The 26200-nt window shown below is 63.7% G+C and carries 28 protein-coding genes and 1 tRNA gene; 14 read left to right on the top strand and 15 right to left on the bottom strand.

Going from position 1 to position 26200, the window contains the following annotated elements; translation table 11 throughout:
* Nucleotides 1-14: 14 nt before the first annotated feature.
* Complete coding sequence (locus B015_RS0104295; RefSeq protein ID WP_018426431.1) at nucleotides 15-1109, bottom strand: hypothetical protein; 1095 nt, start codon at nucleotides 1107-1109, stop codon at nucleotides 15-17.
* A gap of 301 nt (nucleotides 1110-1410) precedes the next feature.
* On the opposite strand from B015_RS0104295, the gene B015_RS0104290 reads away from it, so the two are divergent.
* From B015_RS0104290 to B015_RS0104240, 11 genes are all read left to right on the top strand, one after another.
* A complete protein-coding gene (locus B015_RS0104290; protein ID WP_026226872.1) occupies nucleotides 1411-2367 on the top strand; it encodes a nitronate monooxygenase family protein in 957 nt (318 codons plus the stop codon).
* A 226-nt stretch (nucleotides 2368-2593) separates the two neighbouring features.
* Nucleotides 2594-2669: transfer RNA gene (locus B015_RS0104285), tRNA-Thr, on the top strand.
* Between the two features lie 371 nt (nucleotides 2670-3040).
* The gene (locus B015_RS30425; protein ID WP_040456521.1) at nucleotides 3041-3364 is read left to right on the top strand and encodes a hypothetical protein; all 324 of its coding nucleotides are present in this window, start codon (nucleotides 3041-3043) and stop codon (nucleotides 3362-3364) included.
* Between the two features lie 187 nt (nucleotides 3365-3551).
* Nucleotides 3552-3854, top strand: coding sequence for a hypothetical protein (locus B015_RS33210; protein ID WP_026226871.1), 303 nt, complete (start codon nucleotides 3552-3554; stop codon nucleotides 3852-3854).
* Nucleotides 3855-4236: 382 nt separating this feature from the next.
* Nucleotides 4237-4518 (top strand): DUF2218 domain-containing protein, encoded by a 282-nt coding sequence (locus B015_RS0104270; RefSeq protein ID WP_026226870.1) that lies wholly within the window; start codon nucleotides 4237-4239, stop codon nucleotides 4516-4518.
* Nucleotides 4519-4885: 367 nt separating this feature from the next.
* Nucleotides 4886-5149 (top strand): hypothetical protein, encoded by a 264-nt coding sequence (locus B015_RS0104265; protein ID WP_157632684.1) that lies wholly within the window; start codon nucleotides 4886-4888, stop codon nucleotides 5147-5149.
* 135 nt (nucleotides 5150-5284) lie between these two features.
* Nucleotides 5285-6076 carry a hypothetical protein gene (locus B015_RS0104260; protein WP_018426425.1) on the top strand — a complete coding sequence of 264 codons (792 nt, stop codon included), beginning with the start codon at nucleotides 5285-5287 and terminating at the stop codon, nucleotides 6074-6076.
* A gap of 79 nt (nucleotides 6077-6155) precedes the next feature.
* Complete coding sequence (locus B015_RS0104255) at nucleotides 6156-6707, top strand: cytochrome b/b6 domain-containing protein (RefSeq protein ID WP_018426424.1); 552 nt, start codon at nucleotides 6156-6158, stop codon at nucleotides 6705-6707.
* 79 nt (nucleotides 6708-6786) lie between these two features.
* Entirely contained in the window at nucleotides 6787-7464 is a 678-nt protein-coding gene (locus tag B015_RS0104250) for a response regulator transcription factor (protein WP_018426423.1), read from the top strand.
* A complete protein-coding gene (locus B015_RS0104245; protein ID WP_018426422.1) occupies nucleotides 7451-8812 on the top strand; it encodes a HAMP domain-containing sensor histidine kinase in 1362 nt (453 codons plus the stop codon). Before B015_RS0104250 ends, B015_RS0104245 begins: the two co-directional genes overlap by 14 nt.
* Nucleotides 8813-8917: 105 nt before the next feature.
* Entirely contained in the window at nucleotides 8918-9349 is a 432-nt protein-coding gene (locus tag B015_RS0104240; protein WP_018426421.1) for a GFA family protein, read from the top strand.
* 90 nt (nucleotides 9350-9439) lie between these two features.
* On the opposite strand, the gene B015_RS0104235 is transcribed toward B015_RS0104240, so the two are convergent.
* The 13 genes from B015_RS0104235 to B015_RS0104175 form a co-directional block, all read right to left on the bottom strand.
* On the bottom strand, nucleotides 9440-9694 hold the full coding sequence (locus B015_RS0104235) for a GlsB/YeaQ/YmgE family stress response membrane protein (RefSeq protein WP_018426420.1): 255 nt from the start codon (nucleotides 9692-9694) through the stop codon (nucleotides 9440-9442).
* 168 nt (nucleotides 9695-9862) lie between these two features.
* Complete coding sequence (locus tag B015_RS0104230; RefSeq protein WP_018426419.1) at nucleotides 9863-10051, bottom strand: YegP family protein; 189 nt, start codon at nucleotides 10049-10051, stop codon at nucleotides 9863-9865.
* Between the two features lie 139 nt (nucleotides 10052-10190).
* Nucleotides 10191-10694, bottom strand: a complete 504-nt coding sequence (locus B015_RS0104225; protein ID WP_018426418.1) for an L-2-amino-thiazoline-4-carboxylic acid hydrolase — start codon at nucleotides 10692-10694, stop codon at nucleotides 10191-10193.
* Nucleotides 10691-11479 carry a dipeptide/oligopeptide/nickel ABC transporter ATP-binding protein gene (locus tag B015_RS0104220; protein WP_018426417.1) on the bottom strand — a complete coding sequence of 263 codons (789 nt, stop codon included), beginning with the start codon at nucleotides 11477-11479 and terminating at the stop codon, nucleotides 10691-10693. The genes B015_RS0104225 and B015_RS0104220 overlap by 4 nt, the downstream gene beginning before the upstream one ends.
* On the bottom strand, nucleotides 11476-12252 hold the full coding sequence (locus B015_RS0104215) for an ABC transporter ATP-binding protein (RefSeq protein WP_018426416.1): 777 nt from the start codon (nucleotides 12250-12252) through the stop codon (nucleotides 11476-11478). The genes B015_RS0104220 and B015_RS0104215 overlap by 4 nt, the downstream gene beginning before the upstream one ends.
* Entirely contained in the window at nucleotides 12249-13076 is an 828-nt protein-coding gene (locus B015_RS0104210; RefSeq protein WP_018426415.1) for an ABC transporter permease, read from the bottom strand. The genes B015_RS0104215 and B015_RS0104210 overlap by 4 nt, the downstream gene beginning before the upstream one ends.
* A complete protein-coding gene (locus B015_RS0104205) occupies nucleotides 13073-14059 on the bottom strand; it encodes an ABC transporter permease (protein ID WP_018426414.1) in 987 nt (328 codons plus the stop codon). The genes B015_RS0104210 and B015_RS0104205 overlap by 4 nt, the downstream gene beginning before the upstream one ends.
* A gap of 289 nt (nucleotides 14060-14348) precedes the next feature.
* Complete coding sequence (locus B015_RS0104200; protein WP_026226868.1) at nucleotides 14349-15956, bottom strand: ABC transporter substrate-binding protein; 1608 nt, start codon at nucleotides 15954-15956, stop codon at nucleotides 14349-14351.
* 239 nt (nucleotides 15957-16195) lie between these two features.
* Nucleotides 16196-17023, bottom strand: a complete 828-nt coding sequence (locus B015_RS0104195) for a dipeptide ABC transporter ATP-binding protein (protein WP_018426412.1) — start codon at nucleotides 17021-17023, stop codon at nucleotides 16196-16198.
* On the bottom strand, nucleotides 17020-17871 hold the full coding sequence (locus B015_RS30420) for an ABC transporter ATP-binding protein (protein WP_018426411.1): 852 nt from the start codon (nucleotides 17869-17871) through the stop codon (nucleotides 17020-17022). Before B015_RS30420 ends, B015_RS0104195 begins: the two co-directional genes overlap by 4 nt.
* Before the next feature lies 1 nt (nucleotide 17872).
* Nucleotides 17873-18781 (bottom strand): ABC transporter permease subunit, encoded by a 909-nt coding sequence (locus tag B015_RS0104185; RefSeq protein ID WP_018426410.1) that lies wholly within the window; start codon nucleotides 18779-18781, stop codon nucleotides 17873-17875.
* A 9-nt stretch (nucleotides 18782-18790) separates the two neighbouring features.
* Nucleotides 18791-19795 (bottom strand): ABC transporter permease subunit, encoded by a 1005-nt coding sequence (locus B015_RS0104180; RefSeq protein ID WP_018426409.1) that lies wholly within the window; start codon nucleotides 19793-19795, stop codon nucleotides 18791-18793.
* 109 nt (nucleotides 19796-19904) lie between these two features.
* On the bottom strand, nucleotides 19905-21500 hold the full coding sequence (locus tag B015_RS0104175) for an ABC transporter substrate-binding protein (RefSeq protein WP_018426408.1): 1596 nt from the start codon (nucleotides 21498-21500) through the stop codon (nucleotides 19905-19907).
* Between the two features lie 1052 nt (nucleotides 21501-22552).
* Between B015_RS0104175 and B015_RS30410 the strand changes: the two genes are divergently transcribed.
* Complete coding sequence (locus tag B015_RS30410) at nucleotides 22553-24277, top strand: long-chain fatty acid--CoA ligase (protein WP_210162991.1); 1725 nt, start codon at nucleotides 22553-22555, stop codon at nucleotides 24275-24277.
* Between the two features lie 101 nt (nucleotides 24278-24378).
* Here B015_RS30410 and B015_RS0104165 read toward each other — a convergent pair whose 3' ends face one another.
* Nucleotides 24379-24843, bottom strand: a complete 465-nt coding sequence (locus B015_RS0104165; RefSeq protein ID WP_018426406.1) for a winged helix-turn-helix transcriptional regulator — start codon at nucleotides 24841-24843, stop codon at nucleotides 24379-24381.
* Nucleotides 24844-25019: 176 nt separating this feature from the next.
* Here B015_RS0104165 and B015_RS0104160 point away from each other — a divergent pair, with 176 nt between their 5' ends.
* Both B015_RS0104160 and B015_RS0104155 read left to right on the top strand, forming a co-directional pair.
* Entirely contained in the window at nucleotides 25020-25766 is a 747-nt protein-coding gene (locus B015_RS0104160; RefSeq protein ID WP_018426405.1) for an AzlC family ABC transporter permease, read from the top strand.
* Complete coding sequence (locus B015_RS0104155) at nucleotides 25763-26062, top strand: AzlD family protein (RefSeq protein WP_018426404.1); 300 nt, start codon at nucleotides 25763-25765, stop codon at nucleotides 26060-26062. Before B015_RS0104160 ends, B015_RS0104155 begins: the two co-directional genes overlap by 4 nt.
* Nucleotides 26063-26200 lie beyond the last annotated feature (138 nt).

Raw genomic sequence — 26200 nt, 5'->3', positions numbered from 1 at the left:
GTCGCGCAGCAAGCCTATTCGGTGACCGAGACCCTGATCTCGTAGATGTCGACGGCCTTGCCTTCCTTGTCGATGTCGGCGTTGATGGCGATCGAGCCGCCAGCGCCCGGCTGCTTGTCGGGCACGTCCATCTCGAACAGGTATTCGCCACGCTCGTAGCCAACGAGATAGCGCTTGCGGCCACAGTCGCCGAGCTCGCCGAAATTGCAGGCGACAGCCATCTGGGTTTCCTTGCCGTCCTCGGCGCGGGCGACGATGTCGAACACCGCATGCTTGCCGGCGATCTTTTCGAGAACGCCCTGGCCGATATCGAAGCTTATGGCCGAGCCTGTCGTGCCCGAACTGATGCGCAGGAAGCTGCCGGTGTCGTCCTTGGTCACTGCCGCAGTGGTGCCGTTGGGGGCGCTCACGTCGGCCGCGTCAGCAGGCGAGAAGACGGTGATCCAGTTGCGCGACGCGTCGACATCGCCGGGCTTCGCCGGGCCGACGCTGCCGGCGTTCGGCGAAAAATCTTCGCTCTCTAGCTGCTTGGGCGGATTGTGCACCGACGTGTCACGCTCTGCGGCCGACTTGAACAGGTCGGTCTGCACCCCCCACCAGACACCGATCGCGGCCATGGCCAGCACCGTCACGGCAAAGAACATCGCTGCAAACGGTCTGCGCCGCTCGGCACGACGGGCCTCGCGATCAGCCTTGCGGCGTTCGCGCCGGCTCAACTTTTCCATGGGTTTCGCCGGCGACGGCATCGGCGCATCCGGCATGATGTCGGGAACGACTGGCGTCACCCGGCCGCCATTGCCGCCGATCGAAATGCTGGGAGCCCGACCGCCATTGCCATTCACTGCGACGTCAGGGGCCACATGCGGCGGTGCGACCGGCATTTCGGGTGCTGCGGGCGCGGCCGGCTGGAACTCCGATTCGATCTCGGCGATCTTCGCCTGCAGTCCCCTGCGGCGGTTGATCGCCACCTCGACCGTCATGGCCGGATTGGCCTTGAGCGCACGATCCAGCGCGGCAAAGGCCGCGCGGTACACCTTCTCGCGATATTCGCGGTTCTCGGGATCGCCCTTTTCGAAAGCGTTCCGGATCGCCTTTTCGATCGAATCCAACCGAAGTCCCTCTGCGCGGCGCCTGTTTCGCCGATGGTTAGCGACACAGACGGCATCAATCAACGGCGGTGCAGGCGTTTTGTCGCGAAACTGAATACAATGATGCCAATGGGGATGCTAACGGGGATGCCACAGATGATGCCAATCCGGATGCCGCCGAGCATTCCCCTAGTGTTCCGGCATTGCCCGTGAGCCTCCTGTTCGCCCCGTCACCGTCGGCGCGAACCGGCGCATTGCCGCCCCGGCACGATCTGGTATAGAAGTGACGTTTACGGAAACGTCAAAATGACGGGAGCGACACGTGGCATTGCCTGACATCCTCAAGGAGAAGCTGCGCGTTCCCGTTGTCGGCGCGCCCCTGTTCATCATATCGCACCCGCCGCTTGTGCTGGCGCAATGCAAGGCCGGCATCGTCGGCTCCTTCCCCGCACTCAACGCCCGCCCCGAGGCGCAGCTCGACGAATGGCTGGCCATGGTGACGGAAGACCTTGCCGCTCACGATGCTGCCAATCCGGACCGGCCGGCAGCGCCCTTCGCCGTCAACCAGATCGTCCACCGCTCCAACACCCGGCTCGAACACGATCTGCGCCTGTGCGTGAAATACAAGGTACCGATCGTCATCTCGTCGCTGGGCGCTGTCGAGGAAGTCAACCAGGCCGTCCATTCCTATGGCGGCATCGTGCTGCACGACATCATCCACGACCGCCACGCCCGCAAGGCGATCAAGATGGGCGCCGATGGCCTGATCGCGGTCGCGGCCGGCGCCGGCGGCCATGCCGGCACGCTGTCACCCTTTGCCCTGATCCAGGAAATCCGGCAGTGGTTCGACGGCCCGCTGCTGCTGTCAGGCGCCATCGCCAATGGCGGTGCAGTGCTCGCTGCCCAGGCCATGGGCGCCGATCTCGCCTATATCGGCTCGCCCTTCATCGCCACCGAGGAGGCCCGCGCCGCCGACGCCTACAAGCAGATGATCGTCGAATCCAAGGCGGCCGACATCGTCTACTCCAATCTCTTCACCGGCATCCACGGCAATTATCTCAAGGGCTCGGTCCGCGCCTCGGGCATGGACCCCGACAACCTCGCCGTCGCCGACCCTTCCAAGATGGATTTCGAGGAAGCGGCCAAATACAAGGCCTGGAAGGATATCTGGGGCTGCGGCCAGGGCATTGGCGTCGTCGACAAGGTGGTGCCGGTGACCGAGCTGGTCGACCGTCTGGCCCGGGAGTATGCCGAAGCCAAGGCCAGACTGACGGCCTGAACCGACAGCCGAATGGCCTGATAAGCGACGGATTGCGGCGCCCTGCCCGTCATGGCCAGGGCTCCATCAGGAGCATATTCTGGCCCGCCGAGCACAATGCCAAATCGAGACGGGCCGCGCGTTTACGCCGTCTGACAAAAGGCTCAGAAGGCGTCTTGCAATCGCGGCGCTTTGAAGTTATCAGGCACACATCGTCGCGCGGCCAAAAGGGTTGCGCTGCCTGGAAGCCGCTTTAGCTCAGTTGGTAGAGCACATCATTCGTAATGATGGGGTCAGGTGTTCGAGTCACCTAAGCGGCACCAAAATCTCTCAAGAAAATTAGAAGCTTGCGAAGCTCCACGCTGGACGTGTCATTGGTCGCGGAGCCAAGGCTGCGGTCCGGATGTGCTGGGCGCTGTCAGGATGAAGCGTGCCCAGGCTGATCGTGATCGCCCTGCGAACATCACGACACACCGCCGATCGGCACGCCCTGGGCACATTCATGACCGGGTGAGCGGACGGCGGCGAGAGCCGCGACCCAGAATTGTCGCCTCAATGGCCGGCGCGGGTGAAACGGAGGGCCGAACGGCACCCGTCTGCTCGCACCTGGACCCACATGGGTTGACATTACATTAATCAGGGGTGAACCCGACAGTCGGGGTGCGCTGGATCGCCCTAGAGGAGCGTGTGAGATATGAAGACAAGGTTCCTGGCCGTGTTGATGCCCGTTGCGCTAGCGGCATGCTCGACACCGCAGCCCTCCGAGTATGCCGCTTCGCTGTCTCCGCAAGATCCGAAATGGCGGTCGGCGGAATGCGTGAAAATCCGTGCTGCCGCCCGCGACTACGAGGCCGGGGAAAAGCAGACCTTGAGCTTCTCGGCTGGCATGCTCGGCGGGCCCTACGGTCTGGGCATCGCGCTGGCGGGCAAAGAACATCAGGCGAAAAAGCGAAAGCAGCTGGCCCGGGACATGCATCAAAATTGCTCAAGCCTGCCGCTGCCGAAGAGCCTTGAATAGCCGACGCAAGCTGCGGCTTGCAGGGCGTGGCTACCCACCACCATTCGGCCGACAATCGATACTGTTCCGTAGCGCCTTGCGCCGGCGTTTGTTCTCAGTGTTCTCCGCCGGTGCCAGACTGCCCCTTTGCTGGAAACCGGTCCCCGATCGCGCTATTGTCCGGCCGGTACCACAGGGAGATGGTGCAATGGCATACAGGCCGAAAATCCCCGAGATGCTCACAGATCATGCTGTGCCGGATGGTGCACAGACGATGGGTGACGATTGGACCGAGGAGTCGGCTCCGGTTTCCGGTGGTGAGCCGGCCTATCAACCACCGCCACCGCCGGCTGGATCGCAATATCAGGCGTATTGCTGGAAATGTAAGGAGTTGGGCATTTTCGAGGGCGAATGGACCGGAGAGCCACGCGCCTACAAAGCCCAGGCCGAGGCGGATTCAACCCAGCACTATGCCGACTTCGGGCATTACGCCGAAGTAGGCACGGTCTAGCGCCGCCTGCCCTGCCCAATCCATCGAGCTAATTGACCCGCTCGTTCGGCGGGCGGACAATCGTGACATGTGGCGGGTGCATCCGGCCGGCGCAAATCCGCAAATCGAGTCTCTGAGTGTTGCGTCGACCCCGCCCCTGTCCTCCCGCGACGCGACATCGGGCGGCCCGCTTGCACGCAGCGGCAAGCGGTTCGCCTGCGCAAAGCCGATCGGCTTCACAATCAACAATTCGAGTTGGCAAATTGCCGGGCGCGGAGCGGATGCGCTTCAACGTCGTCTCGACGCTGCTCTCCCCACGCTTGCCGCCCGGTCCCGCTTCCGCCATGCTTGCGCTCCAGTTTCGGTAGCGATGTCAGTCGCGCCGGACCCGAAAGGAGCTCTCATGCCCAAGTCGATCGCCGTCGTTTCCACCGAGCACGCCAGCCGCTACCTGCAGCAACTGTGCAAACACTGGAGCCACAAGTTCGCGGTGGAATTCTCGTCCGTTCGCGGCCAGATCGATCTCGGCGAGGGCCGCATCGTGCATATGACGGCGGACGACAGCGCGCTGACCGTCGAGGTCGAGGCCGGCGACCTTTTGCGTCTCGAGCAGGTGGTCGCCGACCACATCGCACGCTTTGCGTTTCGTGAAGAGCTGGAGTTCGACTGGGCGCCGGCCGACTGACCGGTCCCGCCTGCGCCGACATTCTTTGCGATGCGTGCCGAAAGCGGGCAGGCCGCCGTCGCTTCATGACGGGATGTCCGAGAGGATCGCGGTCCCACCCAGATCGAAACCACCCGTCCGCGACAGCGGCCACCGCCCAGCCAAACCTCGCATCGCGTCATTACCGCGACATCGCCGCCACCATACCGTTTCGTAAGGTCGACTATCTTGGCTGCCATCGTTGTTTCTTACGAAACCGTAAGCCGTCAGACAGGACCAGTAGACTTCGGCCCCTTAGACATTTCGGCGCCGGACTGGTCCACATGAGTCGACCATCCGCACGTCTGAAGAGCCGCCGGATCTTCCGGCATCCAACGGGATGATGGATATGACGAAAACCCTTGCTGTCACAGCCTTTGCAATCGCAACCACCTTCGCTTCGCTCTCCGGCCTCGCCCACGCGGCCGGTCCGGTTCCCTGCGAGAAAATGATGGGCGACGTCAACGCCGCACTGAAGGCCACCAAGGTCGGCGACGCCGAAAAGGCCAAGGCCGCCGAGCTCAAGGGCAAGGGCCTCGAACGCTGCAAGGCCGACGACGACGCCGGCGCCGACGCGTTCTTCGAACAGGCCCTGAAGGTGCTGGGCGCCTAGAGCGCCACGCGTCCAGAAGGACGCTGCTTCAACACGCTGGAGCGTCTTTTGTGCGTTCCGCAGGATGCGCGGCGCTCCAGCGCGTGGTCACCAGGCCTCTCCCGAGACAGTCCCTGCAACAAGGAAGAGAACGTCATGATGACGCTGTTTAACCGTGGGCAGACGCAGAATAAGGTCCCCGCAGTCACCTTTGACTTCTGGTTGATCAAGCTCCTGGCAGTCACCGTCGGTGAAACCGCCGCCGACTACATGAACCTGGACCTCGATCTCGGACTGGCGACGACCTCATGGCTTCTGAGCGGGCTTCTGATTGTGGCGCTTGCCCTGCAGTTCGCCCAGATTCGCTACATTCCCTGGATTTACTGGGTGACGGTCGTCTTGATAAGCGTCGTCGGCACACTGGTAACCGACAACCTCGTCGACAATTTCGGCGTCAGCCTGGAAGCGTCGACGCTGTTCTTCTCGGTCGTGCTCGCCGCCACATTCGCGCTCTGGTACGCGTTCGAGAGGACGCTCTCGATCCACTCGATCACCACTATGCGGCGCGAGACGTTCTACTGGCTCGCGGTGCTGTTCACCTTCGCGCTTGGCACGGCGGCCGGCGACCTTACCGCCGAAGGCCTCGGCCTCGGCTATCTTGAGACCGGTGTCATCTTCGGCTCGATCATCGCCGCAATCGCGTTTGCCTACTATGCGCTCAACCTCAATGGCATCCTTGCCTTCTGGCTGGCCTACATCCTGACCAGGCCGCTTGGCGCCTCGTTCGGCGACCTGTTCTCGCAGCCCGCGCAATATGGCGGCCTCGGGTTCGGCGCCACCACCACCAGCTTCATCTTCCTCGCCGGCATCGCAGCGCTGATCCTGTTCATGACGGTGACCCAGGCCAGCCGGGCCGCAACATTGCCAGGCGAAACGGCCGCGGATTGAAGCCGTCACGGTTCAAAATCTCGCCGGCGGAGCGATGCCCGCCGGCAAAAGCCCCCACTCGCAACAAGGATGCCCGCAGATGGCCACTTCGGCGACCAGCTACTCGAAACTTCAGATCGCCCTGCACTGGCTCATCGCCACATTGGTGGTGTTCCAGCTTCTGGCAGGCGAAAGCATGACGGCGACCGTCGACGCGCTTGCCGATGGCGGCCAGCCCTCGCCCGCCGACCAGACCCTTGCTACAGTCCACTACTGGATCGGCCTTTCAATCCTCGTGCTTGCCCTTCTCCGGCTCGGCCTGCGCGCCACGTCGGGAACACCCGTGCCCGATCCGGCAACGCCCAGTTGGATGGCACTGGCGGCGAAGGCGATGCACTGGGCCTTCTACGGGCTCTTGTTTGCTACACCCATCACCGGCCTGCTCGCCTATTATTTGTGGGACTGGATGGGTGATGTGCACGCGCTTGCCAAGCCGGTGTTCATCGCCTTCATCGGCATCCACGCTGCGGCAGCACTGTTCCACCACTTCGTGCTCAGGGACACGACCCTGCGCCGCATACTGGTGCCCTCGCCCGCAGCGCCCCACACTTCCACGGCTCGCATCTCTCCCACCCCCACCTCCACGGAATGACCACGAAGTGGTATTAAGGCACATGGCAACCGGCCGGCCGGAAACGGCGCCGAGGCAACGCGCAACGGGGCGAGGCAGCATGCGCATTCTTGTCGTTGAGGACGACAACAAGACCGCGGATTACACAGCGAGGGGTTTTTCCGAGGCCGGACATGTCTGCGACGTCATCGTCGACGGACAGGACGCACTGTTCCAGGCAATGCGGACATCCTACGACGTTCTGGTCATGGACCGCATGGTGCCCAATCTCGACGGCCTGTCGGTAGTCAAGGCGCTCAGGGCGGCGAACGTCAAGACGCCGGTGCTGTTCCTCACTTCCATAGGTGGTGTCGACGACCGGGTCGAAGGCCTGGAAGCCGGCGGCGACGACTATCTGGTCAAGCCCTTCGCCTTCTCCGAGCTTCTGGCGCGGGTCAATGCGCTGTCGCGACGTCCCCCGGTCCAGGACCAGAAGACGGTGCTTGCGGTTGCCGACCTCGAGCTCGATCTCGTCAAGCGACGCGTGACCAGGCGCGGCCAGCCCATAGACCTGCAGCCGCGCGAATTCACCCTGCTCGAGATATTGATGCGCAACGAAGGCAGGGTGCTGACCCGCACCATGCTGCTCGAACGCGTCTGGGACCTGCATTTCGACCCCAAGACCAGTGTCGTCGAAACGCATATGAGCCGGCTTCGCGCCAAGATCGACCGCCCGTTCGACACGCCGCTCCTGCATACGGTGCGCAATACGGGCTACAGCCTGCATGCTCCGCACTAGCCTGTTCCGCAGCACGCCGTTCCGCCTCGCGCTGGGCTTCGGCACGCTTTTCGTCAGCGCATTTTTGGCCATGGGCTTCGTCGCCTATCAGTTGATGCGGGCCGAACTTACGGCCGAACTCGACAAGTCGGCACGCGAGATCTGGGCCATCGTCGCCGCCACCGATACCGACCGCGAGCTCGAGGATATCGTCGCCGCGGTCGACACCTATTCGCGCCTCAGCAAGCGCGAGGACCGCATCTTCGTCCTGCTCGATCCGTCCGGACGGCGCCTTGCCGGCAACTTCTCCAAGCCGCCGACCTCAAGCGGACTGTCGCTGCTCTCGGCTGAAGACGCCGGGGTCGACGGCAATGCCAACTACCGCGTCGTCTCGGGCAAGGTGAACGACAACTGGCTGTCGATCGGCCTCAGCCTCGCCGAAACCGACCGGCTGGCGCTGATCGCGCTCAAGAGCATGGGCTGGGCGCTGGCTATCGTCACGGTAACTGCCTTTGCGCTCAGCGCCATGCTTGCGGCGCGCATCCGCAAGCGCCTCGACAGCATCGCCGATACCATGGTCGACGTCTCCAACGGCAAGCTCGGCGCGCGCATCCCGCTCACCGGCAATGGCGACGACATCGATGCCGTCTCGTCTCAGGTCAACAGCGCGCTGGAACGACTGGCAGCACTTGTCGAGGGCATGCGGCAGGTCAGCAGCGACATCGCCCACGATCTCAAGACACCGCTCAACCGTCTCAAGATGACCATCGATACGGCGATCGGCAAGAACGACAAGGGCAAGCCGGTCACCGACGAACTTGCCGAGGCCCGGGTGGAGAGCGACCGCATCAACGAGACCTTCGATGCTCTCCTGCGCATCGCCCAGATCGAGGCGGGAGCCCGCAAATCGCGTTTCGCCGCAATCGACCTCGGCGAGGTTGTGGGCTCGATGGCCGAAATCTACGCCGACGTCGCCGACGACGACCGCAAGTCGCTTGTGGTCAAGGGCAGCCTGTCGAATCTCCATGCGATAGCGGGCGACCGCGAGCTCCTTGTCCAGATGTTCGCAAATCTGATCGAGAACGCGATCCGCCACTGCCCGGAGGGAACGCGGATCGCCATTTCGGCCGCCAATCTCGGCAATCTTGTCGTCACCGAAATCAGCGACAACGGCCCGGGCATTCCGCCGGCCGAACGCGACAAGGTATTCCAGCGCCTCTACCGCACCGAGAAAAGCCGCACCACGCCGGGCAGCGGCCTGGGGCTGGCACTGGTGCGCGCCGTCGCCGACCTGCACGGTGCCGCACTCACGCTCGACGACAACCGCCCCGGCCTCAAGGTTCGGATCGAGTTTCCCGTTCGCAGCTAGCAGTTCGCCAACAGGGTGCTTATCCCGAGTAACATCAGGCCTCTCACCACAAGCGGGAACGAACAGCCAGATCACGACGTTTCTACGCACGAAGGGAGGCCGGCCATGCAGGACCCTGCTGCAGTGCAAGTCCGAACCGGAAGCTGTCTTTGCCGCGGTGTCACCTTTCGCGTCTGCGGCAATCCGCTTCGCGTCGGCATCTGCCACTGCGCCGACTGCCGAAAGAGCAGCGGCGCACCCTATGCGGCTTACGCCGTGTGGCCCATCGAAGCCTTCAAGCAGGAGACCGGCTACACCAGCACCTATGCCGCCCGCAGCTTCTGCACGACCTGCGGCGGCCGCGTTGCGTGGCTAAGCGCAGGCGAAGCGGAAGTTCCGATCGGCAGCCTGGACGAGGTCCCAACCGACCTCGCGCCAAGCTACGAACTCTGGGTCAAGCGGCGCGAGCACTGGCTCGGTCCGCTGACCGGAGCTGCCCAGTTCGATCAGGACAGGAAAGATGTTGCATCGACAGCCGAGGCCGTGCCGGCGGGATAGCCCTTCACGGTTGTCGATGCCAACGCCATGTGTCTCGGCACTAAAGAAAAACCCCGGCCTGTGCCGGGGTTTTTGTCGTTCGCCGTACAGCTAGGCTTGCTTCACCAGCCTCAGCAGTACGAGCAAGATCACGGCGCCTATGGTGGCATGGATGATGGCTGCGATGATGCCCGAGCCCAGGCTGATGCCGAGTGCAGGGAACAGCCAGCCGGCGATGAGCGCGCCGACAATGCCGACAACGACATTGCCGATCAGGCCGAAGCCATAACCCTTGACCAGTTGGCCGGCGAGCCAGCCGGCGACGGCGCCGATAATCAGGAAGATGATCAGGCTTTCGATACCCATGGGATCCCTCCAGGTTCAGGCGCATCGGCCGGATCGCGTCTGGTCGCGATGCGCAGTTTCAACGACGAGCAGGGCACGATCCCGAAAAGTGGTCACCGGTGTCGGACAAGATCATGCCCAATCAGGAACTGGCGGCGGGCCGGCAGGCGGCCCGCCCCGGAAATGCAATCAGGCGACCGCCGTGGTCTGGTCTTCCACCGTTGCAGCCGGCGTATTCTTCTTGATCGACTCGATTGCCTTCAGCGCCGATGCCTTGGCCGAATAGCCTTCCGAACTGAACATCACTTCGCCGTTGGACGCCCTGAAGCGGAACCGGAATTCGCCGCCCTTGTCCTTGTAGACCTCGAATTTGTACATCGCATTTCCTCGTTTCTGCCGGACGCGACTCAACGCGACCGAGGGAATCGTCGCACGAGCAAGCGGCCTAAGTCCATCGCGGTTGCAGGCCCGGCCACTCTGCACGCAGGCGAGCGCCCCCAGACATCGAAAGATGATCTCAGGCGTCGCGGTCGGTCAGACAGATGTGGCAGCAGCCGTTGCCGTGGCCGGGCGTCCAGGTGACGTTGTCGAAACGCACGCCCGTCGCCTCGAACAGGCCGCGGTCGAACGCACTGGCAATCCGGCACAGCGTCGTCAGCGTGCCGTCGCCTACGCCCGCCCCCACCCAGGCGTCCTTCAGTGGGCAGCGCTTGACCTTAAAGGCGATGTGGGTGTCGCTGCGCTCGACGTCGGTCGGATACATGCGCCCGCCATCAGGGCTGACGGCGAGAAAGGCCTCGCCGATGGCGCGGGCATCGTTGGGACCGAACCGGGCAAAGGCAACTTCCGCCACTTCCCGGCCGCGCTTTTCGATCGCCCGCACCAGCAGCTCCTCGGCCTTCGCCTCACCAAGCTCGGCCGACAGTTCCGCGAGCATCAACCGATAGAGGTCGGCTCGATTGCGGAAGGCAGAGTCGAGTTCGGCGGCGAGCTTTTCGGCCCGTATGGCATGTTCGGTCACGAGGCAGTCTCCTTGATAACAGGCAGCTCCGGCGTCGCCGCCACCAGCGCCCTACCGGTAACGGAGGCCGGCGCTGCAATCACCGCAGCCGCCGCGCCCTGCTCGACGATGCGGCCTGCATCCATGATGGCGATGCGATGGGCGATGGCGCGCACCGCGCCCAGATCATGCGAGATGAAGAGGTATGCGATGCCCTCTTCGGCCTGCAGTTCCCTGAGTAGCCGCAGGATATCGCCGCGCACCAGCACGTCGAGTGCCGCCACCGCTTCGTCGAGCACGATCAGCCGGGGCCTTGCCGAAATCGCCCGGGCAATCGCCACGCGCTGGCGCTGGCCGCCCGAGATCTCATGCACCCGGCGACCGGCGAGTTCGGGCGAAAGCCCGACACGCGCGAGCAGCGCTGCGATTGCCCGAGGCCGCTGCGCGCGACCGGCCAAGCCGTGGATGCGCAACGGATCGTCGATCAGCCGCGCCACCGTGGCGCGCGGATTGAAGGCTGCAAGCGGGTCCTGGAACACCATCTGCAGCTTCGGCCTGACGGCGCGAAGGGCTTCTCCGCGGAGGCCGAGCAGGTCCTCGCCATCAAAGCGGATTTGGCCTGCATCAGGCTCGACCAGTCTCAGCAGTATGCGCGCGATCGTCGATTTGCCCGAGCCCGATGGACCGACCAGCGCCAACGTCTCGCCGGTTGTTATGTCGAACGATACGCCGTCGAGTGCAGCGAAATCCCTGTCGCCGCGCCGGTAACGTTTCGACAGCCCCTCGACCTGCAGCAAGGCGCTCATATCCGTGCCTCGGCATGGGCATCGAGCCCGAGATGCGCGGCAAGCAGCGCACGGCTGTAGTTGGTCTTCGGCCGAGATACCAACTCCGCCGTCATAGCCATCTCGACCATGCGGCCATGGCGGAAGACAGCGATGCGGTCGGCATGGTTGGCGGCGAGTGCGATGTCGTGGCTGACGAAGATCAGCGCCATGCCGTCCTCAGTCACCAACTCGCGGATCAGCGCCACGATCTCGGCCTGCACGATGGTGTCGAGCGCGCTCGTCGCCTCGTCGGCGATCAAAAGTCGTGGCCGCGCAGCAATCGCGGCCGCAATCGCCACGCGCTGCTTCTGCCCGCCAGAGAGCTGGTGCGGATAAGAATGCGCAAGTACCGCCGGCTCCGGCAGTTGCACCCGGTCGAGCAACTCGACCGCCAAGCGGCGCGCGGCGCGCCAATTCAGGCCGAGATTGGCATGCGCCACTTCGGCCACCTGATCACCGACCGACATGACCGGGTCGAGGCTCGACGCCGGGTCCTGGAAGACGAAACCGATGTCGCCGCCATTGCGCGCCGGCTGATCAAGCCCCGGCCACGCGAGCGTGCCTTGAAGTGTGGCCGTTTGCGGCAACAGCCCGGCCACGGCACGCGCCAGCGTGCTCTTGCCCGAACCGCTTTCGCCGATGATCGCCAGCCTTTCGCCGGCTGCGAGATCAAGGTCGACGTCTTCAAGTGCGGGCGTAGCAGCGCCCCTGTAGCGCACGCCAAGTCCGCGCAGGGACAACAGCCGCGTCATGCCTGCCCCTCCCGAGCCGCCGAGCTTTCGACCACGCCCTCGCCGGCGAGGTAGACGCCGAGCACCGCCAGCACCAATGCGATGCCGGGGATGACGGAAAGGTAAGGCGCCGAACGCAGCACCGCCCTGCCCTCCGCGATCATGCCACCCCAGGTCACGCGGTTGGGGTCGCCGAGACCGAGGAAGGACAGCGCTGCCTCGGTCAGGATGGCGGCGGCCACGATTACCGACGACAGCGCCAGTACAGGCGGCAACGCATTGGGCAGCACCTCGCGGAAGGCGATCTCGACCGGGTTCATGCCGATGACCCGTGCCGAGGCGACAAAGTCGCGCTCGCGGATCGACAGCACTTCGGCACGGGCAATGCGTGCCGGTCCGGTCCAGGCACTGAGTGCAATCGCGACCACCACCACTGTAAGCGACGCCCCGACAACGCTGACCAGCGCCAGCGACAGCAGGAAGCCCGGAACCGTCTGGAAGGCGTCGGTGATGCGCATCAGCACCTCGTCGACCAGCCCACCAGCAAAGCCCGCCACCGTACCGACGATGCTGCCGACGAGGATCGAGGCAGCGGCGGCGGCGAGCCCAACGGCCAGCGACGTGCGGGCACCATGGAACAGCCCCGCCAGCACGTCGCGGCCGAGACGGTCGGTGCCGAGCGGCAGCGCCCAATCCTGGAAAGGCCGCAGCAGCGGCTGACCGGCAATCGCCAGCGGATCGCCGGGGAACAGCAACGGGGCGGCCAGCGCCATAGCGGCAAGCAGACCGAGGATGGCGAAGCCGGCAACGGCCTCAGGCAAACGCAACAGGCGACCGAGATTCATGCGTTCGCCTCGCTGGCGCCGACGCGCGGGTCGAGCGCGGCATAGGCGATGTCGACCAGCAAGTTGATGACGATCACCAACACGGCGCTGACGAGAATGATGCCGATCAGCAGCGGCGTGTCGCGCGACCCCACCGCCTCCTGCGCCAGCCGGCCGAGGCCCGGCACCGAAAACACGCTTTCGATCACCACGCTGCCGCCCAGCATCTGTGCCGACTGCAGGCCCAGCATGGTGACCAGCGGTAACAGCGCGTTGCGGGCGACATGGCTCATCACGATACGCCGCCTCGGAATGCCGCGCGCACGGGCCGCCAGGGTAAAATCCATGCGCCAGACCTCGGCCATGCACGCCCGCATCATGCGGAGATAGAGCGCAAGATAGATCAGGCCGAGGCTCGTTACCGGCAGCACCATGTGCCAGGCGATGTCGAGCGCCCGGGCATGGCCGGTCTTGCCTGATGCAATGGTCTCCATGCCCGAAAGTGGCAGCCAGCGCAGCTCGACCGAAAAGACGATGGTCAGCACCAGCGCCAGCCAGAAGCCGGGCACGGCGTAGAGCGCCAGCGAGCCGATCGACAGGAAGCGGTCGCGGGCGCTGCCGGGCCGCGCCCCCGCTATGATGCCGAGCGCTGTTCCAAGCGCGAAGGACAACGCGGTTGCCGCCCCCATCAAGAGCAGCGTGTTCGGGAGCCGCTCCAGAACGACATCCAGCACCGGCCGGGAGAAGGCGACCGAATGGCCGAGATCGAGATGCAACAGCGCCCAGAGATAGGCGACAAGCCGCGTCATCGGCGAGGCATCCAGCCCCCAGCTCTGCCGCAGCGCCTCGATCATGCCGGCATCGCCGCCGACCGAAGCGACATAGGCGTCGACCGCGTCGCCGGGGGCGGCTTCGAGCAGCAGGAACGAGCCTATGACCACGATCAGCAGCACCGGAATGCTGCCGACCAGCCGGCGTTTCAGCAGGCGCCAGGCGCGGTTCATCTGCCTACCCTCCCCTTGTGGGGAGGAGTTGCCGAGTGCGGGTGGAGGTTGTCGGAGCACGGCAGTTACCCCCACCCCTAGCCCCTCCCCAAAAGGGGGAGGGGAATTCCGGCGCTACCACCTCTGTCAAAGCGAGCAGCCCAAACGAAGGGAGCGCAACTGGAGGGCGCACGACATCAAATCCCCCTCCCCCTTGTGGGGAGAGGTAAGGGTTGAGGGCATGTTCAGGCACTGCTACGTCCAGAGGCATACTCAGTAACGGATCATCATCCCAGCTCAGGCGATGATGTCACGTTTCGACATAGGTGTCCGCCCAGTTCGAAACCGCCCAGCGCGGGTTATTCGACACGTTCTTGACCGTGTCACGCGCCACCGTGATGAAGCCCCATTCGGCGACGTTGATCAGCGGCAGATCGGCCGCCACCTTCTTCTGGAACTCCTTGTAGAGCTCGATGCGCGCCGCGGGATCCAGCGTCTCCGCCGCCTTGGCGATCAGCGCGTCGAGCTCGTCGTTCTTGTAGCCGCCCTGGTTGGAGAACGGCACGCCGTCGGGGATACCCGACTGTACCAGGATGGTGGTCGAGATCGCCGGGTCGCCGCGGAACACCGGCGGCGCAATGGCGATGTCGAAGGCATGGTCGGTGTAGACGGCTTTCTGATGCGCGGCCGAGTCATTGTTGACGATCTCGGCTTCGATGCCGACTGCGGCCAGCGCCTGGCGCAGATAATCGCCAAACTGTTTGGTCTCGTTGAAATAGGGCGCCGGCAGAAGCTTCAGGGCAAAACGCTTGCCGTCGTCCTTCCTGGCGTAACCGGCTTCGTCCAGCAGTGCATTTGCCTTGGCGACGTCGAAGCCGTAGGTCGCAACGTCGGGCGTGTAGAACTGCTTGTCATTCTGCGGCACGATGCCGGTCGCCGGCTTGGCGTAACCCAAGAACACCGTCTTGACGACGAAGTCCCTGTCGATGGTATGCGCGATCGCCTGGCGCACCTTGAGGTCTGCCAGTTCCTTGCGGCGATGATTGATCTCGACCACCAGTTGGTAAGTCAGCGCTTCATAGCCTTCTGATATCACCTTGATGCCAGGCACCTTGGAGATGCGTTCGAGGTCGGCCAAGGGCACGGCCGAGAAGGCCGCGAGCTGGATCTCTTCGGCCTCCAGCGCGCCGGCCGCCGCTGCCCGGTCGGGCAGCACACGATAGATGATCTCGTCGAGCGCGGGCTCGTTCTCGCCCCAATATTTGTCGTTGCGAGCGAGCCGGTAATATTCTCCCGGCTTGTGCTCGGCGAACGTGAACGGGCCCGTGCCGACAGGCGCGTTGTTGGCGGGGTTCGCGGCGATATCGCTGCCTTCGTAGATGTGCTTTGGCACCACCGACGTCAGCGCCGGCAGCGCGTTGCGGATCAGTTGCAGCGGCGTCGGCTTGGAGAACTTGAAGACGGCCGTGTGCGCATCAGGCGTCTCGACCGCCTCCAGGTTCTTGAACACGACGCGACCGAGATTCTGCAACGGCTTCCATATGTTGAGCGCCGAGAACGCCACGTCGGCCGAGGTGAACGGCTTGCCGTCGTGCCAGGTCACACCCTCGCGCAGCTTGAAGGTTACCGACAGGCCGTCCACGGAGCCTTCCCAACTCGTCGCCAGCCGTGGCGCGAGCCCGCCCTCGCCGTCGAACGAGGCTTCTGCAAGCGGTTCGATCACCTTGCTCGACACGAAGAACACGCCGTTGGAGGCAACGATGGCCGGATTGAGGTTACGCGGCTCGGAATCGGCGGCGACAACCAGCCGTCCACCCTTTTTCGCTTGGCTCCAGCCGATCGACGGCAGGGCCGTCGAGGCCAGGAGAAACGCCGACCCCGCCAAAAGCTTGCGCCTGGAAATATCAAAACCCGCCATATCCGCCTCCATGCATCAGGCCCGGCATCAGGGCCGATCCTTCAAATCGATGCCGCGGATTATGATCGGCGCCAGAGCTTTTGCGAGAGACGAAATTGGCGTTTTGGGGCCGTGGCCCAAAACATTGTGCTCATTGTGCAAACAACAGCGCGTCACGCGCCGCTGAAAATGCATCGGCCCGGAAATCGAAATCGATCTCCGGGCCGATGCATCAAGCCGTCAGTGGAAGATGGGTGCCGTCAGGCAGCCTTCTTCCTGGCGAGGCGGGCGCGGATGCTTTCGACATCGGCGCGCGGCGTCGCGGCAAACAGGGTCTTGGTGTAACTGTGCTTGGGATCGGCAAACACCTCGTCGCGGCTGCCATATTCGACCGCCTCGCCGAAATACATCACCATCACATCGTCGGCGATGTAACGCACGACGCTGAGGTCGTGGCTGATGAAGACGTAGGTCAGCTTGAACTCGTCCTGCAGGTCGGCAAGCAGGTTCAGCACCTGTGCCTGCACCGACAGGTCGAGCGCCGAGACCGGCTCGTCCAGTACCAGAAGCTTCGGGTTCAGCATCAGCGCGCGCGCGATGGCGATGCGCTGGCGCTGGCCGCCCGAAAACATGTGCGGGTAGCGGTTGTAGTGCTTCTCCTCGAGGCCAACCTTCTTCAACAGCGTCATCGCCCGGTCGCGACGTTCGTCGGCAGGGGTGTTGGTGTTGATGACCAGCGGTTCGGTGAGAATGTCGCCGATCTTCTGGCGCGGGTTGAGCGAGCCATAGGGGTTCTGGAAGACGATCTGCACCTTGCGGCGCATCTCCGCCGTCATGTCGCCCTTGGCGATGTCGATCTTCTTGCCTTCGATCAGCAGGTCGCCCGACGTCGCCGGGTCGATCAGCGTCAGGATGCGGCCGAGCGTGGACTTGCCGCAGCCGCTTTCGCCGACGATGGCAAGCGTCTTGCCCTGCTCGACGCTGAAGCTCACGCCCTTGACCGCGTGCACGGTCTTGGCCTTTTTCAGCAGGCTGCCCGGCACATGATAGTCGCGCACGATGTTGCGTGCTTCGAGAATGACGCTCATCGTGCTGCCCCTTCCATCTGGTCGTCGACAAACAGCTCGGAGATCGTCGGCAGACGGTCGCCGGTCGCGTTGTCAGGCAAGGCGGCGAGCAGAGCGCGCGTGTAGTTGCTCTTCGGATTCTCGAACAGCGTCAGCACGTCGGCTTCTTCCATCTTGCGGCCCTTGTACTGCACGACCACGCGGTCGGCAGTCTCGGCCACGACGCCCATGTTGTGGGTGATCATGATAAGGCCCATGCCATGGTCGGCCTGCAGCTTCATCAGCAGGTCGAGGATCTGCTTCTGGATCGTCACGTCGAGAGCCGTGGTCGGCTCGTCGGCGATAAGCAGCTTCGGATTGCAGGCAATCGCGATCGCGATCATCACGCGCTGACACTGGCCGCCCGACATCTGGTGCGGATAGGAGCCGAGACGCTCGGCCGGGTCGGGAATGCCGACAGCATCGAACAGTTCGATCGCGCGCTTGCGGCGCGCGGCCTTGTCGAGGCCCAGATGCACACGCAGCACTTCCTCGATCTGGAAGCCGACGGTGAAGCACGGATTGAGGCTCGCCACGGGCTCCTGGAAGATCATGGCAATGTCCTTGCCGATGATCTGGCGCCGTTCGGCTGGTGGCATCGACAGCAGGTCGCGGCCATTGAAGGTCAGCTTGTCGGCCGTGACGTTGGCCGTCCAGGGCAGCAGGCCCATCGCTGCCAGCATCGACACCGACTTGCCCGAACCGGACTCGCCGACGATGGCGAGAACCTCCCCCTCGTGCACCTTCATCGACACGCCGTTGACTGCCCGGAACGGGCCGCTGGCCGTCTGGAACTCGACGACCAGGTTTTCGATTTCAAGAAGCGCCATCTCAGGACCTCTTCAGCTTCGGGTCGAGCGCGTCGCGCAAGCCATCGCCCATCAGGTTGATCGCCAGCACTGTGATCAGGATCGCCACGCCCGGAAGCGTCACCACCCACCACTTGCTCTGGATGAACTCGCGGGCCTCGGCCAGCATCGTGCCCCATTCCGGCGTCGGTGGCTGTGCGCCCATGCCGAGGAAGCCGAGTGCGGCGGCGTCCAGAATAGCGCTCGAAAACGACAGGGTCGCCTGGACGATCAGGGGCGCCATGCAGTTCGGCAGGATCGTCTTGAACATCAGGCGCATGTTGCCTGCGCCCGCCACCTTGGCGGCAACGACATAGTCGCGGGTCTTTTCGCTCATCACCGCGGCGCGCGCCAGGCGCACGAAATGCGGCTGGTAGACCAGCGAGATGGCGATCATCGCGTTGACCAGGCCAGGCCCGAGGATGGCGACCAGCACAAGGGCCAGCAGCAGCGACGGGAAGGCCAGGATGATGTCCATGACGCGCATGATGGCCGTGTCGACCCAGCCGCGGAAATAGCCGGCGATGACACCGAAGATGACGCCGACGACGAGCGACAGCGTGGTCACGATGACGCCGACAAACAGCGAGAACTGGGTGCCGAAGATCAGGCGCGAAAGCATGTCGCGGCCGACGGCGTCGGTGCCGAGCAGGAAGTCGGTGCGGCCGCCTTCCTGCCAGAACGGCGGAACCAGAACCGCGTCGCGGTATTGCTGGGTCGGATCGTGCGGCGCGATCAGCGGCGCGAAGATCGCCAGAAGCACCAGGAAGATGAAGAACACGAGGCCGATAACGGCGCCGCGGTTTTCGGAAAAATAGTACCAGAATTCGGCCAGACGCGCCCTGCGGGACGGGTCAGTCGAAACGGCGCTGGTTGCAGCAGCTTGAGACATGACGCCCTCCTAGTGCCGGATACGCGGATTGATGAGGCCGTACAGCAGGTCGACCGCGAGGTTCACCAACATGATGACGGCGGCGATCAGCAGAAGACCACCCTGGATGACGGCGTAGTCGCGCCGCGATACGGAATCGACCATCCACTTGCCGATGCCCGGCCAGGAGAAGATCGTCTCGGTCAGGATCGCGCCGGCGAGCATGACACCCACCTGCAGGCCGACAGTGGTGACCACCGGGATCATGGCGTTGCGCAGCGCATGGATGCCGACGACACGGAAGGTCGACAGGCCCTTGGCGCGCGCGGTGCGCACATAGTCTTCCGACAGCACTTCGAGCATCGCCGAACGCGTCTGGCGCGCAATGACGGCCAGCGGAATGGTGCCCAAAACGATCGTCGGCAGGATCAGGTGGCTGACGGCCGATTTGAACGCGCCGGCCTGGCCGGACAACAGCGAGTCGATCAGCATGAACCCGGTGACGGGCGGGAAATAGAACATCAGCGAGATGCGGCCGGAGACGGGTGTCCACCCCAGCATGCCGGAAACAAGCATGATCAGCAGCAGGCCCCACCAGAAGATCGGCATCGAGAAGCCGACGAGTGCGGTGCCCATCATCGCCTGGTCGGCGAAGGAACCGCGCTTGATGGCGGCGATCATGCCGGCGGGAATGCCGAGCACGACAGCAAAGATGATGGCGCAGAGCGAAAGCTCGACGGTCGCCGGGAACAGCTCGAAGAACTGGTCGATGACAGGCCGCTTGGTGACGATCGAGGTGCCGAAGTCGCCTTGTACGACACCCCAGAGATAGTCGAGATACTGGACGACGATGGGCCGGTCGAAGCCGAGCTGGGCAGAGATTTCCGCGTGGCGCTCGGGAGACATGACACGTTCGCCCGAAAGGAGGGCTACGGGATCGCCGGGAAGAAGCCGGATGAATGAGAATGCAATGATGGAAACCCCGACGAATGTCGGGATGAGGACGGCTAGCCGTCCCAACAGGAACCGGAGCATGTCGAACCTTTAAGTGAATGTTCCGAGAAAGGTAAGGGTAGCACAAAATGTGCATTGGGGCGCTTGTCATCCAAGCGCCCCAACCCAGGTTGGCCTTGTTTAGGCAACCTTACTCCGTGATGTCAACACCGTCGAAGGCGAAGTCGCCGAGCGGGCTCTGAACGAAGCCTTCAACGCCCTTGCGCATCGGCACAACCGACAGCGAGTGGTCGAGGGTCGCCCAAGGGGCCTGCTTCTTGAACACGACCTGGGCCTCTTCGTAGAGCTTGGTGCGCTCAGCTACGTCGGTGGTGTCCTTGGCCTTCTTCACCAGAGCGTCGAAGTCCTTGTCGCACCACTGAGCGCGGTTGTTGCCGCCAACGGCCGTGCAGCCGAGCAGGGTGTCGAGGAAGTTGTCCGGATCACCATTGTCGCCGGTCCAGCCGAGGATGACGGCGCCGTCACGATCCTTGGCCTTCGACTTGTCGAGGTACTCGGCCCACTCGTAGGAGACGATCTCGACCGTGACGCCAACCTTGGCGAAATCGGACTGGATCAACTCGGCAGCGCGGCGGGCGTTGAGCATGTAGGGACGCGAAACCGGCATCGCCCATACCTTCATCTTGAGATCCTTGACGCCAGCGGCTTCAAGACCCTTCTTCGCTGCTTCCGGATCGTACTTGTCGTCTTCGACGGCCTTGTTGTACGACCACATGGTCGGCGGGATCGGGTTGGTTGCAGGGGTAGCTGCACCCTGGAACACGGCGTCGACGATGGCCTGCTTGTTGATGGCCTGGTTCAGAGCCTTGCGGACCTCAACCTTGTCGAACGGAGCCTGGGTGGTGTTGTAGGCCAGGTACGAGACGTTCAGGCCTTCCTGCTCCATCACCTTCAGGTTCGAGTCAGCCTTCATCGCAGCGACGTCGGCAGCGTTCGGGAACGGCATCAGGTGGCATTCGCCGGCCTTCAGCTTCTGGAAACGAACCGATGCGTCAGGGGTGATCGCGAAGACGAGGTCGTCGATCTTCTGCTTGCCGCCCCAGTAATCCGGGTTGGCCTTGTAGCGGATGATGGCGTCCTGCTGGTAGGCGACGAAGCTGAACGGACCGGTGCCGAGCGGCATCTGGTTCAGCTGGTTCATCTTGCCATCGGCCTGCAGCTTGTCGGCATATTCCTTCGACATGATCGAAGCGAACGGCATGGCGATGTTGGCCAGGAACGGTGCTTCCTTGCGGGTCAGCACGAACTTGACGGTCATGTCGTCGACCTTCTCGACCGACTTGATGACTTCCGGGAAGCCCATGCCGGCTGCGTATTCCCACGAAGCGCCGGTCACGTACTTGTTCCAGGGATTGTCGGCCTTGAGCTGGCGCTCATAGGAGAAGACGACGTCGTCGGCGTTCAGCTCACGCGAAGGCGTGAAGAACTCGGTGGTCTGGAACTTGACGCCCGGACGCAGCTTGAAGGTGTACTCCAGGCCATCGTCGGAAATCGTCCAGCTTTCGGCCAGGCCCGGCTCGGTCTCGGTGGTGCCCTTCTTGAACTCGAGCAGGCGGTTGTAGACGGTGTGCGCAGACGCGTCGAACGTCGTACCGGCGGTGTACAGACCCGGATCGAAGCCCTCCGGCGAACCTTCCGAGCAGTAAACGAACGTCTTAGCGCTCGCCGCACCGCTCAGGACGGTTGCAGCCAGCAACGCGGCCGCAAAGGTCGTTTTTTTAATCATTGAACACTCCCTAATGATTTCCCAAGCCCCTACCTGACAGGCTCGCAGGCGCGCATATAAGCACCGTTCATTCAGCTTTGGAACTCCCCACCTACCTGCCGTTTGGTAAGCAGAATAATTTACCCACAACCGGCTTCGCCATAGTCGTATATTGCAGCATTGATTGTGCTTTGCCCGCGTTCGACTTCGGCCGCGCTTTCACAAGAGCATGCTTAATCAAATCCGACCGCGACAATTCACAACCAACGGCGGTCGACGGGGCCGTTTTCAACATTCTAGATTTCATCGGGAAAGCTGACGCTGGGTGATACTTGCCGTTAACGTCAGCTGGCAATACAAACAATCTACAACATGCCCCAACGCGGCACTGTTCTTGAAGCGCTGCGACCAAAAGGGGGCTCCGAAAAACCGGCGACCATCAGGCCGGAAACACAAGAACAGCCAGGGAGGCGCAATTGGCAAAATCGTCGGGCAAGGCGAGCACCCCAAAGACCACCGCTACGAAAGCGGCGGCCAAGCCGGCCGAAACAGCCAAAACGGAGACCAAGGCCGCTCCGAAGGCCGTCGCCAAGCCGGCTGCAAAGCCTGTCGCCGAAAAGGCCCCGGCCAAAGCCGCCGCGAAGGCTACGGGAGCGAAGGCCGCAGCGCCCAAGGCGCCTGCTCCAAAGACTGAAGCCAAGGTCACCGCGGCCAAGCCGGCAAAGGCTGCGCCTGCCAAAGCCGCTGAAGCAAAGCCTGCTGCAAAGACTGCCCCGAAGCCTGCACCAGCGAAGAGCACTGCTGCTCCTGCCGCCGCCAAGCCCGCAGCAGCAAAGAGTCCGGCAAAGAACACTGTTGCTCCTGCAGCGAAATCCGCCACCAAAGCGGCCAAGGTCGCGGCATCAGCAACAAAGGCTCCTGCGGCGAAAGAACTGAAGCCGGCCGCGCCCGCAAAGGTCGCCGCTCCGGCAAAGGCCGAGGCCAAACCTGCAGCGAAGAAGCCGGCTGCCAAAAAGGCTGCATCCCCGGCGAAAGCCGCCCCCGCCGCGCTGGCCGCAATCACACCGGCCAAGATGAACGGCTCGGCAGCCAAACCCACCGCAGCCACATTGGCCAAGCCGGCCGCCAAGGCCGACCCAAAGCCTTGGCTCAAGAGCTACCCCGCCAACATGGCGAGCGAGATCGCGCCGCTGGCCCATCAGTCGATCGGCGACCTGCTCGCCGCTGCCTGCCACCAATATGCCGGCCGGCCGGCGTTCTCGTGCATGGGCAAGTCACTGACCTATGGCGAGCTCGACCGCATGTCGACCGCCTTTGCCGCCTGGCTCCAGTCGAAGGGCCTCGCCAAGGGCGCGCGCGTCGCGATCATGATGCCCAACGTGCTGCAATATCCCGTCGCGATGATGGCGGTGCTGCGCGCCGGCTACACGGTGGTCAACGTCAACCCGCTCTATACGCCGCGCGAACTCGAGCACCAGCTCAAGGATTCGGGCGCCGAGGCAATCGTTATCCTCGAGAACTTCGCCACCACGCTGCAGGCGGTCGTCGCCAAGACCAATGTCAAGCATGTCGTCGTCGCCTCGATGGGCGAGATGCTCGGCGTCAAGGGCATCCTGGTCAACCTGGTGGTGCGCAAGGTCAAGAAGCTGGTGCCGGCCTGGTCGCTGCCGGGCCACGTCAAGTTCATGGCCGCCCTGCACGAAGGCCAGGCCAGGCAGCTGAAGCCCGTCGAGGTCGCCGCCACCGACATCGCCTTCCTGCAATATACCGGCGGCACGACAGGCGTCTCCAAGGGCGCGATGCTGATCCACTCCAACGTGCTCGCCAACGTCGCCCAGCTGGCGCTGTGGGTGGAAGATGCCTACACGGTTCGGCCCAAGCCGCCGCATCTGACCTTCATCTGCGCGCTGCCGCTCTACCATATCTTCGCACTCACGGTGAACGCGCTGATGGGCATGCAGCAAGGGGCGCTCAACGTGCTCATCCCCAACCCGCGCGACATCCCCGGCTTCGTCAAGGAGCTGAAGAAGTTCAACTTCAACATCTTCCCGGGCCTCAACACGCTGTTCAACGCGCTGTGCAACAACGAGGACTTCCGCAAGCTCGACTTCTCGGGCCTGATCCTGTCGCTCGGCGGCGGCATGGCCGTGCAGCGGGCCGTGGCCGAGCGCTGGAAGAAGCTCACCGGCAACCACATCACTGAGGGCTACGGCCTGTCGGAAACCTCGCCTGTGGCGACCGCCAACAAGTGCTCGTCGCCCGACTTCACCGGCACCATCGGCCTGCCCCTGCCCTCCACCGACATCGCCATCCGCGACGAGGACGGCAGGGATGTTGCGCTCGGCGAGGTCGGCGAGATCTGCATCAAGGGCCCGCAGGTCATGGCAGGCTACTGGAACCGCGCGGACGAAACCGCCAAGGTCATGACCTCCGACGGCTACTTCAAGTCGGGCGACATGGGCTTCATGGACGAGACCGGCTACACCAAGATCGTCGACCGCAAGAAGGACATGATCCTGGTCTCGGGCTTCAACGTCTATCCGAACGAACTTGAGGACGTCGTCGCCCAGCACCCCGGCGTGCTCGAGGTCGCAGCCATCGGCGTGCCGGACGAGCATTCGGGCGAAGTGCCCAAGCTGTTCGTCGTGCGCAAGGATCCCGACCTGTCGGCCGAGACCCTGCTCGCCTACTGCCGCGAAAACCTCACCGGCTACAAGCGCCCGAAATACATCGAGTTCCGCACCGAACTGCCGAAGACCAATGTCGGCAAGATTCTCAGGCGCGAACTGAGGGGATAGTCGGGTTTCGACCGTCATCATCAAGAGCCCGCCATCAGGCGGGCTTTTTCTTTGCCTGGCACACCGCCGAGATTCCAAGTCAGACCGGCCTCACCTGAATCTCATAGCGGCAGTTCCGACGTCCGCTTGATGATCTGGCTCGGCACGTCGGTCTTGACGTTCTGCACGCCCTTGATGCGGCTCAGATGTTCCGACTGGAAGCGGCGATATTCGTCGATGTCGGCGGCAACGATGCGCACCATGGCGTCGCAGTCGCCCAGCATCAGGTAACATTCCAGCACCTGGGGAAAGCGCGAAATCTCGCGGGCGAAGTGCTCGATCGTGTCCTCATCCTGCGCCTGCAGCCAGATGCGGGTGAAGAAGGTCTGCCCCTTGCCGATCTTGCTCGGATTGACCAGTGCAACATAGCGGTCGATCACCCCTGCATCCTCCAGCAGCTTGACCCGCCGCAGGCAGGGCGACGGCGACAGCCCGACCTCGCGCGCCAGTTCATTGTTGGGCAGCCGCCCGTTGCGCTGCAGGGCACGCAGGATGCGTCGGTCGATATCATCGAGCTGGATTGGCATCAGATTTCATCCCGAAAGTACATCTTGGTCCATTCTGCCAATTTTTCTCATTTCGCTGCCATATTCGCAACCCGATTGCGACGAAATCAGCATACTCATTCAGCCATCGATCCCGCAACGAACCGCCCTCAACGAACCGAAGGACGCGCGCGCCGCCGGCGCGCCGACGCTGTCGCATGACCATCATCCAAGCCCCCGCGCTGGCGGCAAATGCCGGCGCCACCACCGGATCGGAGTTCCGGCGCGGCATCGCCGCCTGCATGCCCGTGTTGCTCGGCATCGTGCCCTACGGCCTGGTTCTCGGCGCGCAGGCGGCGCGCAAGAGCCTGAGCGGCCTCGAAGTGCCATTGATGACCGGGCTAAACTTCGCCGGCGGCTCGGAGTTCGCGGCCATCCAGCTTTGGAGTTCGCCGCCCCACATCCTGCTGATCGTCGCCGTCACGCTCCTGGTCAACAGTCGCCACCTGCTGATGGGGGCGGCGCTCGCGCCCTATCTACGGCACCTTTCGAAACGCAAGGCCTTCGCCTCGCTGTTTTTCATGTGCGACGAAAGCTGGGCAATGTCGCTCGCAGACAGCAAGGAACGCGCCGCCACCGGCACGTCGCTGCCTGCCTTCAGCCTGCCCTACTACATGGGCGCGTCGCTCGCGGTCTATGTCGCCTGGGTTGCCTTCACCACCGCAGGCGCCTTGCTCGGCCCTGTCATGGGCGACATCGACGCGCTCGGCTTCGACATGGCGTTTCCCGCCGTGTTCCTCGTGCTGATGCGCGGCATGTGGACGACGGCGGCTGCGGCTCGCCCCTGGCTGGTCAGCCTCGTGGTCGCAGCCGTCACCCACCTCGTGCTGCCCGGCGCCTGGTTCATCGCCGCCGGCGCCGCCTCCGGCCTGGCCGCCGCCTACTACCTCGCAGGTGACGCATGATCGATCTTCTGAACCTCGTGACCATCCTGCTGATGGCCGCCGTCACCTATTTCACCCGTGTCGGCGGCTACGTGCTCCTGCGCAACCGCACCCTCAGCGCCCGCGCCACCGCTGTCATGGAGGCCGCACCCGGCTGCGTCCTCATCTCTGTCATCGCCCCCGCCTTCGTCGCCGACCGCCCCGCCGACCTCCTCGGCCTCGCAGTTACGGTGCTTTGCGCAACCCGCCTGTCGATGCTGCCGACAGTGCTGCTGGGCATCGCCTCGACCGGTGCGGCGAGGTACCTGCTGGGATAGTCGTCACTTCAACACGGACATTCTTCATCGCCGAGCGGTCAACCGAGCGCGCTGGCACCCGGAGACTGCTCCACTCGAAGCAGAAATACGACAGATGACGTATTGCCCGTTCGCGGCTGCCGAAAGATCACCTGCGGG

The sequence above is a fragment of the Hoeflea sp. 108 genome (genome assembly GCF_000372965.1).
Lineage (GTDB): Bacteria > Pseudomonadota > Alphaproteobacteria > Rhizobiales > Rhizobiaceae > Aminobacter.
This window is presented reverse-complemented; position numbering and strand designations above follow the sequence as displayed.